This window comes from Synechococcus sp. WH 7805 (assembly GCF_000153285.1).
Taxonomy (GTDB): Bacteria; Cyanobacteriota; Cyanobacteriia; order PCC-6307; family Cyanobiaceae; genus Synechococcus_C.
This window is the reverse complement of record NZ_CH724168.1, coordinates 755766-773617: the sequence shown is the minus strand read 5'-3', so window position 1 is coordinate 773617 and position 17852 is coordinate 755766. Positions and strand designations below refer to the sequence as shown.

17 protein-coding genes and 1 tRNA gene are annotated in these 17852 nt (G+C 57.4%); 5 read left to right on the top strand and 13 right to left on the bottom strand.

Annotation, left to right across the window (positions count from 1 at the left end):
• Positions 1–36: 36 nt before the first annotated feature.
• Entirely contained in the window at positions 37–501 is a 465-nt protein-coding gene (locus WH7805_RS04185; RefSeq protein ID WP_232198946.1) for a hypothetical protein, read from the bottom strand.
• 82 nt (positions 502–583) lie between these two features.
• Here WH7805_RS04185 and WH7805_RS04180 point away from each other — a divergent pair, with 82 nt between their 5' ends.
• Complete coding sequence (locus WH7805_RS04180; RefSeq protein ID WP_006041738.1) at positions 584–1426, top strand: NAD-dependent epimerase/dehydratase family protein; 843 nt, start codon at positions 584–586, stop codon at positions 1424–1426.
• A gap of 562 nt (positions 1427–1988) precedes the next feature.
• On the opposite strand, the gene WH7805_RS04175 is transcribed toward WH7805_RS04180, so the two are convergent.
• The 8 genes from WH7805_RS04175 to WH7805_RS04140 all read right to left on the bottom strand — a co-directional run bounded on the left by WH7805_RS04175 (position 1989) and on the right by WH7805_RS04140 (position 9741).
• Complete coding sequence (locus tag WH7805_RS04175) at positions 1989–2375, bottom strand: hypothetical protein (protein WP_006041736.1); 387 nt, start codon at positions 2373–2375, stop codon at positions 1989–1991.
• A 94-nt stretch (positions 2376–2469) separates the two neighbouring features.
• The gene (locus tag WH7805_RS04170) at positions 2470–3156 is read right to left on the bottom strand and encodes a GAP family protein (RefSeq protein WP_006041735.1); all 687 of its coding nucleotides are present in this window, start codon (positions 3154–3156) and stop codon (positions 2470–2472) included.
• Complete coding sequence (locus tag WH7805_RS04165; RefSeq protein ID WP_006041734.1) at positions 3156–3749, bottom strand: histidine phosphatase family protein; 594 nt, start codon at positions 3747–3749, stop codon at positions 3156–3158. Before WH7805_RS04165 ends, WH7805_RS04170 begins: the two co-directional genes overlap by 1 nt.
• An 81-nt stretch (positions 3750–3830) precedes the next feature.
• The gene (locus tag WH7805_RS04160) at positions 3831–4181 is read right to left on the bottom strand and encodes an acylphosphatase (RefSeq protein ID WP_006041733.1); all 351 of its coding nucleotides are present in this window, start codon (positions 4179–4181) and stop codon (positions 3831–3833) included.
• Positions 4130–5527 carry a cobyrinate a,c-diamide synthase gene (locus tag WH7805_RS04155; RefSeq protein WP_006041732.1) on the bottom strand — a complete coding sequence of 466 codons (1398 nt, stop codon included), beginning with the start codon at positions 5525–5527 and terminating at the stop codon, positions 4130–4132. The genes WH7805_RS04160 and WH7805_RS04155 overlap by 52 nt, the downstream gene beginning before the upstream one ends.
• Before the next feature lie 44 nt (positions 5528–5571).
• Positions 5572–6855 carry a glucose-6-phosphate dehydrogenase assembly protein OpcA gene (locus tag WH7805_RS04150; protein ID WP_006041731.1) on the bottom strand — a complete coding sequence of 428 codons (1284 nt, stop codon included), beginning with the start codon at positions 6853–6855 and terminating at the stop codon, positions 5572–5574.
• A gap of 42 nt (positions 6856–6897) precedes the next feature.
• Positions 6898–8421 (bottom strand): glucose-6-phosphate dehydrogenase, encoded by a 1524-nt coding sequence (zwf, locus tag WH7805_RS04145; protein WP_006041730.1) that lies wholly within the window; start codon positions 8419–8421, stop codon positions 6898–6900.
• 159 nt (positions 8422–8580) lie between these two features.
• Entirely contained in the window at positions 8581–9741 is a 1161-nt protein-coding gene (locus tag WH7805_RS04140; RefSeq protein ID WP_006041729.1) for a phycobilisome linker polypeptide, read from the bottom strand.
• A gap of 134 nt (positions 9742–9875) precedes the next feature.
• Here WH7805_RS04140 and WH7805_RS04135 point away from each other — a divergent pair, with 134 nt between their 5' ends.
• Entirely contained in the window at positions 9876–10409 is a 534-nt protein-coding gene (locus tag WH7805_RS04135) for an SRPBCC family protein (RefSeq protein WP_006041728.1), read from the top strand.
• A 45-nt stretch (positions 10410–10454) separates the two neighbouring features.
• Here the strand turns inward: WH7805_RS04135 and WH7805_RS04130 are convergent.
• Positions 10455–10527: transfer RNA gene (locus tag WH7805_RS04130), tRNA-Glu, on the bottom strand.
• Between the two features lie 41 nt (positions 10528–10568).
• Entirely contained in the window at positions 10569–11720 is a 1152-nt protein-coding gene (locus tag WH7805_RS04125) for a histidine kinase (RefSeq protein WP_006041727.1), read from the bottom strand.
• Positions 11721–11823: 103 nt separating this feature from the next.
• On the opposite strand from WH7805_RS04125, the gene WH7805_RS04120 reads away from it, so the two are divergent.
• The 3 genes from WH7805_RS04120 (at position 11824) to pepN (ending at position 15622) form a co-directional block, all read left to right on the top strand.
• On the top strand, positions 11824–12396 hold the full coding sequence (locus WH7805_RS04120) for a hypothetical protein (RefSeq protein WP_006041726.1): 573 nt from the start codon (positions 11824–11826) through the stop codon (positions 12394–12396).
• Positions 12397–12515: 119 nt separating this feature from the next.
• Positions 12516–12914, top strand: coding sequence for a hypothetical protein (locus tag WH7805_RS04115; protein WP_038005005.1), 399 nt, complete (start codon positions 12516–12518; stop codon positions 12912–12914).
• 80 nt (positions 12915–12994) lie between these two features.
• A complete protein-coding gene (gene pepN, locus WH7805_RS04110) occupies positions 12995–15622 on the top strand; it encodes an aminopeptidase N (protein WP_038004390.1) in 2628 nt (875 codons plus the stop codon).
• Positions 15623–15642: 20 nt separating this feature from the next.
• Here pepN and WH7805_RS04105 read toward each other — a convergent pair whose 3' ends face one another.
• Positions 15643–16743, bottom strand: a complete 1101-nt coding sequence (locus tag WH7805_RS04105; protein WP_006041723.1) for a glycoside hydrolase family 10 protein — start codon at positions 16741–16743, stop codon at positions 15643–15645.
• 63 nt (positions 16744–16806) lie between these two features.
• A complete protein-coding gene (locus WH7805_RS04100) occupies positions 16807–17802 on the bottom strand; it encodes a ribose-phosphate pyrophosphokinase (RefSeq protein WP_006041722.1) in 996 nt (331 codons plus the stop codon).
• Positions 17803–17852: the final 50 nt, after the last annotated feature.

Below are 17852 nucleotides of genomic sequence, written 5' to 3'. Positions count from 1 at the left end.
GATAAATTTGGCTTGCCCGGCAGCTGAGGATTTGCCTCAACCGATGAAGGTGAAGGCTTGATCACCTAATACATCCACATTGGCATCAATCTGTGACAGGTCAATTGTGTCGCCGGTCTGGAAATCAGTGATCTTGTCGCGGGTTCTTTTGTCTGCTCCAGAGTCGTTGGTGGATCGATAGATGAAGGTGTCATCTCCAGTGCCATCAGATAGGATGTCGCGACCGAGATTGCCGATCAGGGTGTCGTTGCCGGCCTTGCCTTTAAGTTGATTGTTGCCGGAATTACCTTCAAGAATGTTGTTTTGGTCATTTCCAGAACCCATTAGTGCAGCGCTGCCTGTCAGCAGGAGAGTCTCGATGTTGGCTCTGATTTTTGTGCTAACACTGGATTCAATGGTGTCATTGCCCTGTCCAAAGCGCTCGATAACTTTGTCTTTTTTGTTGTCAACCATAGAGATAGTGATTGCTGAAGCCGTCTTGTGAGAGCACTTCTGCTCCATTGGACATGGATGACAGGAGGTCTGTAGGCCACTCGCTGCAATGTGCTGGGCTAATTAAGGTATCGAAAGCGTTTGTAGGCACATGGTTCTGACCATTGTGGGCAGCGGCTACGTCGGCACTGCGTTGGCCCGACAGCTGCAGTTACAACGCCAAGCTGTCCCCCTTGTGTTGACAACGACGAGCGAGCTTCGACTCTGCGAACTGAATCAACTCGCCGATCGCGTTCAGATCTGCGATGCGACGAACCCCGATCATCTGAGGAAAGCCCTGAACAAGAGCAGAGTCGCGGTGTTCACCCTTGGTCCGAAAGGAAATCGACAGGGTGATGTTGATCTCTACCGAAGCACGTTTGAGGAGTGCTTCCACTGCCTGAGTTCTGTCATTGCGGAGTTGCCGGCGTTGCAACACATTGTTTACACGAGTAGCTGTTCGGTGTATGGCCATGCTTCAGATGCTTGGGTGAACGAAAACACACCAGCCAGGCCACGCACAGCTCGTGGAGAGGTGCTCCTAGAGAGCGAACGACTTGTCATGCAGTTGATGGGGGAGAACCGCAAGGTTTGCGTGTTGCGTTTGGCTGCCCTCTATGGACCGGGGCGCGAGATCAAGGATCGTCTACGAGGTCTTGCTGGGAAGCAACTCCCTGGAGATGGTGGATCGTTCAGCAACTGGGTCCATGTGGATGATGCTGCGGGAGCAGCGCTTGCGGCGATCAACGGTTGCTGGACCGGCTTGGTGAATGTGGTCAACGATGAACCCCTACGGGATAGAGATCTTGTGGATCGCACCTTGATCCAAGAAGGTCTTGAAAGGGTTCAATGGACAGGTGCTCCCGGACCTGCCCCTCCATTCAGCCGCTGTATTAGCAATCATCGACTCAAGGAACTCGGCTATCGATTGCAGCATCCAACGCTGTTCTCCTAAATCAGTCTGTTTCGTTGATTATGTTCAGTGGTTTGCTGAAAGCCTTGCGGTCAACGTCACCAATTCAATAGGGACCACGATCAACATTGCCGCACCGACAGGAATGATCAGGAACGACGCCCTGACATGCACTAATGCCATCGATACCATCACGGCTAGCGACCGGATTGATTTAATTGAAGTGCCTGATGGCTTTCGACATTCTGAAAGCCGGAAGCGGCTTTAGATCACATCGCTTTTGATTGAGAGAATGTGCTGCATCAAAACCGTGGCTTCCAGAGGAGGAGCTTCGTGGAAGGCTTTTGTTTCGATGATCAGTTGATCTGCACTGTCCATCACCACGACCACTCTCTCTCTGTCACCACGTGCCTATCCGTCGATTGAGCCCGATGCAGCAACCCGGAAAGCTTTAGCGCATGGGCTGTTGCTTGTCCCATCCTGATTAACCATCAGACTTGGGTGGGAGCAATCAGAAATCAGGCTCCAATCTTTTGGATCCGATTTGCATTTGTCGACTGATTGCTGTCAGAGAATTCCACGCGCTGGCTGACCCTTGTCTCCCTTAGTGAACGTTGAAACCGAAACCAACATTCACGCGTGTTCCCTGCACGTAGGGATTCAAGATCAGGGGCCGTGGCGCTCTCCACGGTGCCGGTGCGACCACAACCGGCCGTTGATAGTAGGTGCGCTGAGGAACGTAATAGGGCCGGTAAGCATCTTTCACGACTCGTCTGAAGTTCCGGTTGTAAACCCTCTGGGGAACGTAATAAGGCTGGCGAACCTGTTTGATGGCCTTGTTGTAACCCTTTTGGAACCCACGGTTGTAGACCTTCTGCTTCTCATTGCCATGGCGCTGCTTCTGTGGATGAGCACTGGCCGGTGATGACAGGAGAGACGCCGCTGCGACGACAGTGAGTGCAGAAAGACTGAACTGATGCAGTGAAAGCATGACCAGAAGGTGGCTGCTGCAAGCGTATGCAGTGCTCTACCACAAAACGTTTCTGAACCAGTTGTTAAGTGCAACTGAATGTGTGGCTGATCCCCTAAAGCAAGCTGAGACCATTGATTCCTTGCCAACCCAGATAGCCACCCAGGCCCAGGCTGACACCTCCCACCACCAGTCCACCTCGTGCAAACAACACCTGCTTGCCTTTCTCGAGGATTGGAATCACTTTGTCCCGTCCGATGATCACGGCCACAAGCGGGGTCAACAGAAAAATGCTTGCACCGATTGTGAAGGCAACCAATCCGATCCACTCCTGCCAGGTGGGCAACTGGGCTGCGAGAACAACGCCTGCCGACTTTGCAAAGAGCACGAGATCATCAGGACTGATGACCTCACCGGCTGCGCCAAGGAGAAGCAGCAGCGGCAATGGCATCGCCACAAAGCGATCGATGCTGGTGGTCCATGCCGGTGGTTCGGCTCCATCGGCGAAGGAACGCAGGAGCTCCCTGCCGCCGATGGCTATGAGCGCGCCTCCTGCCAGTAGATCGAGTCCTGTGCGGTGATGAGAGCCGTGGCTCATGTCGAGAACAAGGGTGTGGCCAACAGTCACCAGCAGCGTTGCGGTGAGCAGTGTGGTGACCACCCAGCCCGCAACAAACCAGCCGCCGCGGCGTAGGGGCTGGGGGCCCAGCAACAGGAGCAGCAACACCGCAATGTGAATCGGCGAGAGACCGATGCCCGTGCCGTAGGCCAGAAGTTCCGCCCAAAGGGTGGTGTCGCTCATCAGAACCGTCCGTCGGCCGGAGCATTCCAGCGAACGATCGCACGCTGTTCTCGCTCAAATCCCAGCACGCAGATGCTTCCTGTACCGAGCTTCAACAAGTTGCCACCTACAGCACCCAGACCAAGCCAGGTTCCCGCCAGCGCTCGCAGAAGGTGTCCGTGAGCGAACAGAGCCACATCTCCTGCTTCGGAGACTTCCAGAGCGCGAAGGATGGCGATTTCGCAGCGCTTCTGCACGGCATCGGCATCCTCCCCGTTGGGGCACCCATGGCTCCAGACCGTCCAACCAGGAACCGTTTTACGGATTTCCACTGTGGTGATCCCTTCGTAGTCGCCGTAATTCCACTCCATCAGTTCCGGCATCACCGTCAGTCGGTCTCCAAGGCCACCGAGCTCGCAGGTTCGACGGGCTCGCTGCAGAGGGGAGCTGAAGACGGCGGCGAAGGTCTGGCTTGTCAGCGTGGGAGCCAGACGTCGGGCTTCATCTTCGCCTTCCGGCAACAGGGGAAGGTCGGTGCTGCCTGTGTGGCGTCCGTTTTTGGCCCATTCCGTTGCTCCGTGGCGCAAGAGCCAGAGCTGACGATTGTCGGCCATATCTTGATCGTGTCCTTCTCAAAGGATTTTGACCAGCTGAGCAACCAATGGTGGTGTCGCCGGTGTCATCCCAGCGCCTGATCAGCTGCGGATTTCGAACCAGTCAGCTCCTGTAATGGGTAGCTGTGAAGGTCTCACCAGGCTCACCCGGGCGCCTGTGGGACCGCGTTCGCACCACAGGCGCAATTCACTGAGAGCCAATGGAGATCCTTCTGCTTGCACCTCCACGACACCATCGGGGAGGTTCCGAACCCAACCGCTCAGGTTGAGGTCCATGGCTCTGCGGCAACACCCCTGTCTGAATCCCACGCCTTGAACCTTGCCCTCCACGAGAAATCGCCAGCGTTCCTTCTGGATTGTGGGCTTGTGTTTGCCTCGATTCAGGAACCGTCCGCGTTCCGCGTCGCCGCGGTTTCGAGAGCGGCGCGCCATCGGCATGAGATCGTCGAGGAGCCGGCCCAGTGGAGGTGCACCCAGCTGGCGTGCAGGGTCGGAAGGCTCCATCCCTCGTGTCTCCGCGAGATTTTCCATCCTTCAACCTGCCATAGGGGTCTCGCTTTTCCCAAGAAATCTCCGGATTCTTTGCTCAATTGCCACCGGTGGAATTCATGGCCTCTCAAGCTTTCCCCTGCGCGCAGCAGCATCCCGTTGTGGGTTGTAGAGAGCGACCTGTAGCCCACCTGCAACGCTCCTCGTTCTGCGCGGAAGGGCAGCAAGCCAGCCATGGGGTGATGCTTTCCCTCCCCGTCACTGAGTGACTCACCCAGCAACAGCATGCCGCCGCATTCGGCATAGAGGGGTTTCTGGGCGATCCACTGCTGCAAGGCCGAGAGGCTGCGGCCGCATTGGCTGAGCGCCTCTGCATGCAGTTCTGGGAATCCACCCGGCAGCACCAGCCCCTGGGCCTGGGGTGGTGGCGGCTCATCCGCCAGTGGGCTCCAAGGGATCACAGGCATGGCCATGGTTTCGAGGCATTCCTGCATTTCCGGGTAGCGAAAGTGAAAAGCCTCGTCCTGGGCGACGGCCACTGGTATGGGAGTGCGAACGGGCTGCTGGTCCAGCACCGGCGCCAGAATGGTTCGTATTGGATTGGCGCCTGCTGCAGGTGCCTTCAGTAACGGGCCGAATCTCTGCAGATCCAGATGGGAGGACGCCAGCGCCGCCCAGCGACTGATCCGGTCCTGTATTGGTCCGAGCTCATGGGCTGGGGCTAGGCCGAGGTGTCGACTGGGAAGACACAGACTCACGTCCTTCGGCAGGCTTCCCAGGCAGGGAACGTTGATCTCGTCCAGCACGCTCTGCAGAAGCTCACGATGGCGCTGACTGGATACCCGGTTGAGGACGACCCCCGCCAAGTGCACGCGTGGCTCCAGACTCTGGAATCCGAGCACCACTGCCGCCAGGGATCGGGCCTGCCGGCCGGCATCCACGACCAGCACCACGGGCAGGTTCAGATGCCGTGCCACAGCAGCCGTGCTCCCCTCGGAGCTGGCCCCGATGCCGTCGTACAGGCCCATGACCCCTTCGACGACGGCCATGTCGCACAATCCGCCAAACCCCCGGAAACTGAGATCCACCCACTCCTGGCCGCAGAGTGAAAGGTCGAGATTTCGGCAAACTCTGCCTGCGCTGAGGCTGAGGAGCTGGGGATCGAGATAGTCCGGCCCCACTTTGAAGGGCTGGATGCTCCTCCCCTGACGACGCGCCCAGGCAATCAGGCAGAGAGTGAGCAGGGTTTTGCCACTGCCGCTGGCCGGAGCAGCGATCACACAGGCCATGAACTGAGCGGAACAGTGGAACGTTGGCCCCGCTCAGCGGGACATCATTTGATCAGCTTGGCAGCCAGGGGGGCAGCGGCTTCCAGCAGTGGATTGGTGGAGTCATGACCACCTTCAAGCAGCTTGGCCACATCGGCCTCGACAGGCATGGACTGAACTGACACCACTTCCTCGATCAGTTCCATGCTGGCCATTCCACCGGCTTCAAGGCGCATGCAGCCACCCGATTCTGCACAGAGGATCACGCAGATCGCAGGCTTGTCGTCGGGTTTGCAGATCAGGCGCAGTCCCACGATCTGGCCTGGATGAATACTGGGCTGTCCCATGGGAACAGGTGAGACGCGCATTTGTACTCCCACGCCATCAGCTCTCACAAATTCAGCACTGATGCTGTGGTCGTCGTGATGCTGGGTGCGCTGCAGGTGCCATCCCAGACGATCAGCGATCCATGCAGCCAGCAGAAGACCCTGAACCGGATGGTCTCCTTCCACGTCGATGTCCAGCTGCACCACGTGGCTGAGGGCATTTCTGCGAGTCGGAGGATCAAACACCATGGCCAGCGTTTGATGCCAGCTCCCGAGCCTCAGCCAATTGAGGTCGTTGACGGCCTGTCCGCTTTCGATCCTTGTGGCCAGAAGATTCAGGCAGAACCCAGGCTCGCCGAGTGCCGAGTCAATGATCAGGCGCCGCGGAGAGCAAGTGAGCTGCATCAGCAGTTCGGGCGCCTCATCAAGGGATCCGTTCCACCACACCCATGAGGGCAGATCCTCAGGCATCAGCGGCTGCAGGATGGAGAGGCCGTCCTGCAAGGCTGTGTTCCCCCCACGCAGAACGACGACATCACCGCAAGCAACCGTTCCACCCCCTTCTTCAGGGAGAGGGCAGTAAGCGGCGACGAGGGTTTCCAACGCCTGCTGGTCATCCAGGCTTGGGGCCAGAGTGATCAGTCGCCGCGGTCTCAAGGCGCTGAGGGCCGCATCAATGTGCTGCCCACGCAAATCATCGGCCTTCTGGGATCCATCCAGACTGCTCAGGCATGCGGCCACCGGATCGGTGAGCGGGGATGTACTTAACGGCAGATCTCCATCCACGATGGCCTGGCGACCGGCCTGAATCAATGCAGCGCGCTGCACCCCAGTGATCGGTCCCTCGAGGCGACCGGTTCGGACCAGTTGCTGTTCCACCCAGGAGGGTTGCCAGATCAGGAGACAGAACGTGTGGGATCCGACGCCTGCCGGTTGGTCGCGCGACCAGAGCTGTTCCAGGTAGCTGGGGACCTCTGCGGGGGGGAGTTCCAGGGGGGTCTGAAGCGTGAGCTGGGGTGACATGGTTCAGCTGATTAGCAAGGTTTCAGTGTTTGTCAAAAACAATCAGGGACGGCGCCAGAGCAAGCCATCACGGGCCATGAGCGCGTCCGAAGCAGCGGGTCCCCAGGTTCGTGACTCGTAGGGATGAATCGGCAGCTGCCAGGGGCTGTCTTCGATGAGCTCAAGCAGGGGCGTGTAGAGGCGCCAGGCCGCTTCCACTTCATCGCTGCGTGTAAAGAGGGTCGGGTCGCCGAGCATCGCATCAGCCAGAAGACGGACGTAACCCTCGTCTGATGGTTCACCGAAGGATTCGTCGTAAGAGAATTCCATCTCAACAGGGCGGCTGCGCATCCCGGATCCGGGGGACTTGACCTCGAAACGGAATTCAGCGCCCTCGTCGGGTTGGATGCGCAAAATCAGCTGGTTCGCGGTGGGACCGCCGCCTGCTGCATCGAATAAGTGAACCGGGGCCTCTCGGAAGGTGAGGACCACTTCACTGAGACGTTTCGGCAGCCGCTTGCCCGTGCGGACATAAAAGGGCACCCCTTGCCAGCGCCAGTTGTCGATGAACAACTTCATGGCCACGTAGGTCTCCGTGGTGCTGTTGGGATCCACCCCGGGTTCCTGTCGGTATCCGGCAAGGGGGTTGTCCAGGGTTCCACCGGGGCCGTACTGACCGCGGATACAGCAGTTCCAGGGCTCCTTTTCATCTGCAAGACGGGCTGCCTGAAGCACCTTGGCTTTTTCGCTGCGAATGGCCTCGGGGTCGAACCGCCCGGGTGTCTCCATGGCGGTGATCGCCAGCATTTGCGTCAGGTGGTTCTGCACCATGTCGCGCAGTGCACCGGAGGTTTCGTAATAACCGGCTCGCTCTTCAACACCAACGGTTTCAGCGGCGGTGATCTGAACGCTGGAAATGTAATTCCGGTTCCAGATCGGTTCGAAAATGGTGTTGGCGAAACGCAGAACCATGATGTTCTGGACTGTTTCCTTGCCCAGATAGTGGTCGATGCGGAAGATCTGGTTCTCCTGACCACAGCTTTGAACGATGCGGTTCAGAGCCTGGGCGCTGCCGTAGTCCCGTCCAAAGGGCTTTTCAATCACCACCCGGCTGCGCTGGGGATCCTTCAGCAGGCCGGCATCGGACAGCGCACGGCATCCACTGCCGTAGAACTTCGGTGAGACCGATAAATAGAACGTGCGGTTGCTGCGTGTTGCCCTGAGGCGGTCGATGCTGTCGAGTCGGTGCCCCAGCTTCACGAGATCCTCAGGCTGCTGCAGATCCACCGGCTCGTAGAACATTCCAGCTGAGAATTGGTCCCATGCCACGCGGTTCTCGTTCACCGTCTTCTCCATGGCCTCGGCCATCTTTTGACGGAACTCTTCATCGCTCCAGGGCCGACGGGCGCATCCCAGAAGAGCGAATTCGCTTGGCAATCGTCTCTGCAGGAACAGTTCGAATAAGGCTGGGACAAGCTTCCGGTGCGTGAGGTCACCGCTTGCTCCGAAGATCACAAGGCACTGAGGCGCGATCACTCGCTCTTGACGCAGGCCAACCCTCAGTGGGTTCGTCATCGTTGCGCTCATGGCACAGGTCGCTCTGACGCAGGTTTAACCAGGAATTTCCGTCCTGACAGTGCTTTAGAACAACCTGCCCTGTTTTGGTGCTGGCTGTCCCGGCGTCATTTCATGAAAAAAGCCCGCTGTGAAGCGGGCTCCCAACATTTCGAGTCCCAGTGGATGGACTCAGTAAGTTTCCACATGCCAACGTTCGGCTTTCTTGAGTTGGGGACGCAGCTCGGACCAGTCCAGCCCCTTCGCCGCCGCCGCCGCGCTCATCGCCTCATCGATGCCCGGTTCCATCCCCCGCAGACCGCACATGTAAACGTGTGTTTTGGGGTTTTCGATCATTGCGAAGATTTCATCGGCGTATTCGAGGACACGGTCCTGGATATACATTCGTCCACCCTTGCTGTTCTGCTGTTCGCGGCTGATGGCCTTCGTGTAGCGGAAATTGTCGGGATACTCGCGCTCGTAATGCTCGAAGTCCTCGTCGTAGAGAAGGTTCGGGGTCTTCGGAGCACCCATGAACAGCCAGGCCTTACCTCGGAAGGTCCAACCGTTCTTTTCCCGTTCTGAAGGCTCGAACATGCGGCGGAGATAGGTACGCATCGGTGCAATGCCAGTACCTGTGGCGAGCATGATCACATTGGCTTCCTCATCGTCGGGAAGGAGCATTTCCTTGCCCACTGGACCCGTGATCTTCACTTTGGTTCCAGGTTCGATATCGCAGAGGTAGGTCGAGCAGACCCCCTTGATCTCTTCACCGGCATCGTTCTTGTATTCCAGCTGGCGGACACAGAGGGACACTGTGTTGTCAGCCAAGTTGTCCCCATGGCGGGTGCTGGCGATGGAATACAGACGCAGCTTGTGGGGTTTTCCCTTGGCATCCTCACCTTCAGGAATGATGCCGATGGACTGACCCTCGACATACGCGAGATGGGGATCTCCACCGCTGAGATCAAAGGTGATGTGCTGCACCCGGCCGATGGCCCCCTCTTTCAGCAGGCTGTAGTTCTCCGTGACGGTGCCAATGAAGGGTGACTTGGGCTTGTAAAGGTTCACAGGCACAGCCTTGTGTGCCGGCTTGCTTGGGGTTTCGGTCACGGTGGAGGTGGCGGAGGCTGTTGAGACAGAAGTGTGAGCAGTGGTCCTGGAGGAGCCAGCTGTCACTGAAAGAATTCTTCCACCACAAGAGTTAATGCGCTGAACGGTGGACTGCAGTTGGTCATAAGACACTTTGAAGGTTTGTTCAGACCGCCGCTGCTTTGAAGCCTGCAGGCCGACAACAACCAACGTGAACACCCGTTCGTTGTAGGTGTTGCTGGCTGCAGAGCTGACGCGCATGAGATCTCGCTTCTCTTGAAGAAGGCGTGATCATAGGCGTGACCTTGAATTTTCATGCGCTTTGTCATGGGTCGGCTCAATGCACTGGTCGGTTGGCTGACTTTCATTAAGATTCTGCTGTTATCTTTCTCAGGTTGACCATCGAAGTCTCCTTGAAGACTCTCCAGCGAGCATCCCGGGGTGTGCACCACCCAATCGAACAGACCATGGAGCGCTTGCCTCAGGGAGTGCGCAGGCTTGCTGTTCAATTGCGGTCATCTCTTTCGGTGGATGAGGTCTGGCCGGTCCTGACCGATTACGAGGGTCTGAGTGATTTCATTCCCAATCTCTCAAGCAGCACCCTGCTTTCCAGGAAGGGCAACTTGGTGACTCTGTCCCAAGTGGGAAGTCAACAGTTTTTAGGACTCAAATTTTCTGCTGAAGTCCAGCTGGAGTTAATTGAACATCGACCGGAAGGTTTGCTTCGGTTTCGAATGCTGAGAGGAGATTTCCGCCGTTTTGAGGGCTGTTGGAGGCTTCAAGCTGTACCAGATGCCACTCTGATTCTGTACGACTTGACCGTTCAAGGATGTATGGGTATGCCGGTGGCTCTGATCGAACAGCGCTTGAAGCAAGACCTGAGTGACAACCTTCTAGCTGTTGAAAAAGAAGCTTTACGCCGCAAATAACAAGCGAATACTTCTTTTTTGATTGATAATTTAGATTTTTATTAATACCCCCAAGGGGATTCGAACCCCTGTCGCCTCCGTGAAAGGGAGGTGTCCTAGGCCTCTAGACGATGGGGGCGAGGCCGTGATTGCGGGTGTGCTCCCGATCACCAAAAGAAATTACGGGGCCGACAGACCCTCCGTCAAGACAGTTGAATCTTTTTCCTGACCCTGTCCTTGCCAGACCGGAACGTTGAAGGTGAAGCAAGCTCCCTTGCCTGGTTCGGAGACGACCCAGATCCGGCCGCCATGCACTTCCACAATGCGTCGACAGACCGACAGGCCAACTCCGAACCCAGATGTTCCCCCAGAGGTTTGCGGAAGACGGACCCGATCGAGAAAAATGCGTTGCTGTTCCTGTTCAGGGATTCCTGGACCGCTGTCGCTAACGCTGACCTGGACCCATTGGCTTGTGCGGTGCAACATTGCAACGGAAATTGTTCCGCCGTCCTGGGTGTATTTCAGAGCGTTCTCGAGAAGATTCAGAAGCACCTGGCGCATGCGCCGCTGATCGGCGTAAACCAGAGGTAGGTCGGCTGGAATGTCGGTATGGATGGTGACGTCTCTTCCTAGCCAGAGTTTCTCGAGCTCCAGGATCGCCTCAGCAGCCACGCTGGCTAGATCAAGCCTCTGCGGATTGAACAGAGCTTCCCAACGGGTGCTTCCAACTTCCAGAAGGTCCTTCGACAGCAGGGCAATTTCGTCGAGGCGTCGCTTCAAGACATCCCTGAAGCGATTGAGGTCGATTTGTCCCAGTTGTTGGCTCTGCAAGGCGAGGGTGGCCGCGGTCAGAGGTGTTCGCAGTTCGTGAGCCACCATTCGCAGCAACCGTTCCTGGGACTGCAAACGATCAATCAGTGTTTCGTTCTCCTGACGCAGCACAAGGAGTTGATCTTCCAGCTGGAGCTCCCGCTGCGTCCTGCTGCCATCCAGCTCTGTCGGCTTGAGGCTGAGTCCGAGCCCGCTGACAACTTCGTCCTGCTGCCAGCGGGGCACCCACCCTCTGAACTGCTGGAAAATGCTTGTACCGGCAAAGACCTGCTTCGGAAGAGGCTGAAGCTTGACGAGCGCTGGTGTTACAACAAGGCGATGAAGTTCCAGCAACTCGGGTTGCTGCATCGGATCAGCGACCTGAAGTGTCACGTCAAAGCCACAATCCTCATGTTCCAAAAACTGGATGAGGGAACGCAGATCACCGCTTGAGAGGTGATGACGGCCTGCAACAAGAAGAAGGCCTAGTTGCTGACGTGGTGTGGGATCCAACCCGACCACCAGGCGATGCTCGCAAAGATGAGCCTCACCTTATGGGTTTTTGCAAAAAGCGGCAGATCCGCTAAGACACATTTGAACAGACTGTTGTCACCCAGGACACAGCATGCCCCTTCTGCCTGTCGAACGTCGCGGCGCGCAGCCGCCAGACGGGGAATCCCCCGCTTCCCCGAGGGTTCCTCTCGATGGCAATTTGCGACGCTGGTTTGCGCGAAATCTGGGTCTCTGGCGTTCTCGCCGTCAGTACGTCTTCAAAAACGAGGAAGTTTTGTTCCTCGACATGATGATTCGAGTGGAAATTTTTGCGGAATCCCGCGTCGGCAAGCCTCGCTATCGCATGAGTTGGTGGCCAGAGCATGACACCGACTTTTTCGACAAAAAACCCCGGTATCAGCAGGAAGGGGTTATGGAGGCCACCTTGCTGGGCCATCAGCTGCAGCGAAGCCGTGCCTATCTCGAGGAGGTGGAATCAAAAACGCGCATCCGTCAGGTTGATGAGCACGAGGTTGTTTTCGAGTCCCATTACCTCGACTGGGATGTGCAGGAATACACTCGCCTGATCGATCAAGACCGTTTTCGTTCAAGAGCGATCTACAGCTGGCAGAAAGGAGATCTGGAAATCGTCGAGCACCACCACGAAACCCGCGTTGAAGATGCTTCCGCACCCATTCCCGGCTGAATCAGGGGGACGGTTGCCGTTCATTCCTGTCCGAGTGTTGAGAATGGTTTGAAATGGTGCAACATGATCGCGTTTACTGGTCAGGATTCTTGGCTTCACTCCGTCGATTTCGTCCCGTGATGGCCGCACCACTGGCCATTCTGTCTTTTATGTTGGCCGGTCCCGCCGTGATGGCTCAGGGCGCAGCCAAGCCTCAGACCAAGCCAGCGTCAGATGCTGACATCTTCCTTTATCGGGGCATGGGTTCCTCCTATGTCTGTAACGCCAGGACAGCGGGTGTTGAGTTCCCGAAGGCTGTCGGAATTGCTGCAGCGACGTATGTCCAGCTGCTGAACGGTCGCCACGGTGGCCTTGTGGCGTCCACGGGCAACAAGAAGCTCACCAATGAGCAGTTGTTCTCGGGTGCTGAGTTTCAGATCATCACTGGAGCACTTCAGTTCTGTCCAGACAAGGTGCCAGCCGATGTGAAAACCAAGGTGGAGGAAGCTCTGAAGAAGCAAAGGGCTGCAGGCCAGTGATCGATTGACTTGGGGGTGAGGCTTTCACCCCCGTCACCTTCGACACTGGGGCGTCAGGATCTGACCAGAGTGAGTTGTTCATGGTCACTACGCCTTCCCCTCAACCCAGCGTCCGTCTAGAGGATTACCGACCGTTTCCTTTCAAGATTCCGAACACCGAGTTGAATGTCGTCATTCAGCAGCACGACGTTCTTGTGACGGCTGATCTTCACCTAGAGCCAGTTCTGCAATCCTCCGAACCTCTACTTCTTCAGGGTGTTGATCTTGAGCTGATCTCAGTGAGCCTTGATGGCCATGCTCTCCCGGCTGATGCCTACAGCTTGGGCGTCGACACGCTCCAGATTCACGTCACGCCGAATCAGCCCTTCACCGTGACGACGGTGTGCAAGCTCGATCCGGCAGCCAACGGTTCGCTCGAGGGGCTCTACGTCAGTGGTGGCATGCTCACCACCCAATGCGAAGCCGAGGGTTTCCGGCGCATCACCTTCCATCCCGATCGTCCGGATGTGCTCAGTTGCTTCCGAGTTCGCATTGAGGCGGATCGTGAGCGTTATCCGGTGCTTCTCTCTAACGGCAACGCTATCGATGCCGGGCCAATTCCCCAGGCACCTGGCCGTCACGCCGTGGTTTGGGAAGACCCATTCCCAAAACCGTCCTATCTCTTTGCGTTGGTTGCCGGTGATCTGAGCGAGATCAGAGATCACTTCACCACTTCATCGGGCCGTCGCGTGACGTTGCGGCTGCATGTGGAGGCGGGAGATGAGCCCTACACCGCCCATGCCATGGAATCCCTGAAACGTTCAATGGCGTGGGATGAACAGGTCTATGGACTTGAGTACGACCTCGATGAGTTCAACACGGTTGCGGTGCGCCACTTCAACATGGGGGCCATGGAGAACAAGAGTCTTAATATCTTCAATTCAAAGCTGGTACTCGCTGACGCAGAAACGGCCACTGATGGTGAACTTGAACGCATCGAGAGCGTTGTCGCCCACGAATATTTTCACAATTGGTCGGGGAATCGAATCACCTGTCGCGACTGGTTTCAACTGTCGCTCAAGGAAGGTCTCACCGTGTTTCGCGACCAGTGCTTCACGGCCGATCTGCATTCCGCAGCGCTCAAGCGGATTGAGGATGCGGCGATGCTGCGCAACACCCAGTTTCGAGAGGATGCCGGGCCCACAGCCCACCCGGTGAAGCCTGATGCCTACCAGGCCATCGATAATTTCTACACGACGACGATCTACGAGAAAGGTGCTGAGCTGATTCGCATGTTGCGAACCCTTCTGGGGAGCGAGCGCTTCATGCGGGGGATGCGTCTGTATTTCCAACGTCATGACGGAGAAGCTGCCACAACGGAGGATTTTGTGGCGGCGATTGTTGAGGGCGCGACTGAAGATGGAACACCTCTCAATTTTCAGCCCGAGCAATTCAAACGTTGGTATCTCCAGGCCGGAACTCCCCATGTGTCGGTGGATCGGCAATGGGATGCAACGTCAGGACGTTTGACGCTGACGTTTCGCCAGTCCACGGCGCCCACCCCTGGGCAGCCTGACAAGTTTCCAGTCGTGATCCCAGTTCTCTGGGCAATTCTGAATTCTGATGGTCGTGCTGGCGATGAGCGCTTGCTTGTTCTTGATCAAGATCAGCAGACTGTCGTTCTTGAGGGATTGGCCAGCACGCCCCATCCTCCCGCGCTGTCCCTGTTTCGGCAGTTTTCAGCTCCGGTGACCTGGACGGCTGATCAGGACGACGATGACCTGTTTGCTCTGTTTGCTGGAGACTCCGATGCTTTTGCCCGCTGGGATGCGGGGCAGCAGATCTGGAAGCGTCTCCTCCTGGCCCGGGCATCAGGTGGTGACGATTCACATCTGGAGAGGCGGATGCTGGATGCGCTCAGCCAGCTGCTGTCGCCTTCTGGGGAGAAGGACCCGGCCGTTCTCGCCACACTGCTGGCTTTCCCTGGGCGAGCCGAGCTGGAGGCCCTGCAGAATGAGGCCGATCCACCGGCGCTGTTTCAGGCAGCCTGTGATCTGCGCGCAACGTTGGGTTCACAGCTTGCTGAAGCGCTTCAGCGACGTCTTGCATCCAGTGCAGAGTCCCTCCATGCGGCATGGCCTGCCGGTCAGGGAGATCGGCAGCTCACCGCTTTGATCTGGAGCTGGCTGTCGGCGTCCGGCGAAGAAGGGGTGCGCGATGCTGCGCTGGCGGCTGTGAGTGGTCCATCGATGACCCTCGCCCGTGCAGCCCTGCGAGCCCTTCAGCCGATCGACTGTGCTCAGCGTCTGCAAGCGCTCCAGGTGTTTCATGACCGCTGGCAGGACCGCCCGGTGATCTTCGATACCTGGTTTGCGTTGGAAGCATCCACTCCTCGACCGGATGCACTCGCGCGCGTCGAGGCTCTTCTGCAGCACCCCCGATTTGATCCGATGGCTCCCAACTCCGTGCGGGCCGTGCTGGGTGGGCTTGTTGCTAACCCCAGCGTGTTTCATGCGCTGGATGGCAGCGGCTACCGGTTCATGGCCCACCAGATCATCGCGGTCGACGGCAGGAATCCGATTACAGCTTCAAGGCTGGCCAAGGTCTTCAGCCGTTGGCATACCTACGGACAAGAGCGCAAAGCGGCAGTCCAACACGCCTTGGCTGTGCTGGCGGCAGCTGATCTCTCGACCAACACCCGTGAAGTGGTCACACTGATGCAGGCCTGAGAAGGCCAAAGCCTTGGCGTTCAATCTTGAGCACCGAGGCTTTGAAAGGCATCAAAGCGGAAAGCAGACCCTTCTTTTCCGCTGTATTTTCCCCATAAACCCTCCCAGTAGAAGTAGATCACTCCGTAGCCCTGTTCGTTGCTGAGCCGTTTTTTTTCAGCCAGCACAGGGATTGGTGTGGTGCGTTTCCCGAATCCTGCAAGGACTCCGATTTGAACAGGAAGTCCCCACTGACGTGCCTTGCGGAGGGCCGGCTGATTGAGGTCTTTGGCGAAACCTTTCAGCGAGTATGCGTAATTCTGAACCACAAGATCATCGATCAATTCGCCAACCGCCCAGAGCTCCCAGTCCTGCAGCCAATGGTTGTAAGCAAACCGGAAGGGGCCCGGAGAAAGGCTGATTCTTTGTGGGAGTGATTCGTCATCCAATCGCTGGCGTAGCTCGCGAAGGAGTCCTGTCAGCTGACGCCTTCGCCATGTCATCCAATAGCGATTGGTGTGGTCTTTGGGTGGTTGAACGCCGGTGTCTTGTTGGTAGAGCGCTGTTGTGTAGGGGTCATAGCCCAGTTCCACAGGCCAGGCGAAATGATCATCGAGTTGCAGTCCATCCATCTTGCAGCGCTTCATCACTTCCACGACGAGACCGATGAACCGTTCACGCACTCCAGGGTGGGCAGGGTTGAGCCAGACCATCTCTTTCCCGTGCATGGTCATGACGGGGTTGCCGTCCCGCCGTGTCAACACCCACTCGGGATGCTGTTTCACTACGGCTGCATCAGCGGGCTCCATCAGGCCATACTCAAACCAAGGGATCACCTTCATCCCGCGTTTGCGGCCTTCTTGGCTGATGGCGCAGATCGGGTCAAGATTGAGCCCTGCCTTGAGGAGGGGCGGTTCGACGGGCGCGAACTGACTGCGATGAAAGGTGGTTCCTCGGCTCCAGACATTCGGATACAACGCTGTGAACCCTGCCTGCTGCAGTTCGTCCATCGCCTTTAGGAGCGTTGTTTTGTCGTAGTAAAGAGGGCTTGGGCTGTTGGTGAGCCAGACCCCCAGGGTTCGTTTGGGCTGAACAGATGGAAGCCCGGCTTGGGCCACTGATGTGGTGAGGATCATGGCCATTGCTGCCGTGCCCACGGCCTTAGCCGTGCAAAAAGCCCGTAATGAGGTCATCACGCCATGACTTCAGCGGAACATCGAGCTGACAGAACTTTCCTCATGAATCCGCCAAATCGCTTCTCCGAGCATGTTGGCGACAGACAGAATCTGGAGTTGAGGGAACATGCGATCGGATGGAATCGGAACGCTGTTGGTCACGACCACCTGCTCAAACAGTCCATCCGTTGAGAGACGCTCGGACGCGGGAGGAGAGAACACAGCATGGGTCGCGCAAGCGATTACGCGGCTGGCCCCTTGTTGCCGCAGCAATTTGGCTCCGGCGCAGATCGTGCCACCCGTATCGATCATGTCATCAATGAGGATTGCGGTGCGCTGGTGCACATCCCCGATCACCGTGAGACTCTCGGCCATGTTGTGACCCGTGCGTCGTTTGTCGATGATGGCCAGGGGCGCATCATTCATCTGCTTGGCAAAGGCTCTCGCCCGTGCCACTCCACCCACATCGGGTGAGACCACCACCACTTCCCCAAGCTCCTGGGCGGAGAGGTAATCCACAAGCACTGGGGATCCGTAAATGTGATCGCAGGGAATGTCGAAGTAACCCTGTATCTGCGCGGAATGAAGGTCCATGGCGAGCACCCTGTCAACCCCTGACTTCACCAGGAGATTGGCTGTGAGCTTGGCCGTGATGGATTCTCGGCCTGCGGTCTTCCGATCCGCCCGTGCGTATCCGTAATAAGGGACCACTGCCGTGATCTGCCTTGCTGAAGCGCGACGGCAGGCATCGACCATGATCAGCAGCTCCATGAGGTGATCATTCACCGGAGCACAGGTGGGCTGGATCAGGAAGACATCGCAGCCTCGGATGGATTCCTGGATCTGCACATAAAGCTCACCGTCTGCAAATCGTTTGCAGACCCTCGGACCGTCTGGGACTCCCAAATACGCTGCAATTTCCCGTGCTAAGGCAGGATTTGACGTACCGCTGAACAGGCGAAGCCGCCTGGTGTCGTGCTGGATCTTCTCTTGTTCGGCGCGGGCTGCAGTCAGGAATCCGGTCACGATGCCCGCGAACGAGAGACTTGGTATCCCGATGGTAGTGGTGCATGGGA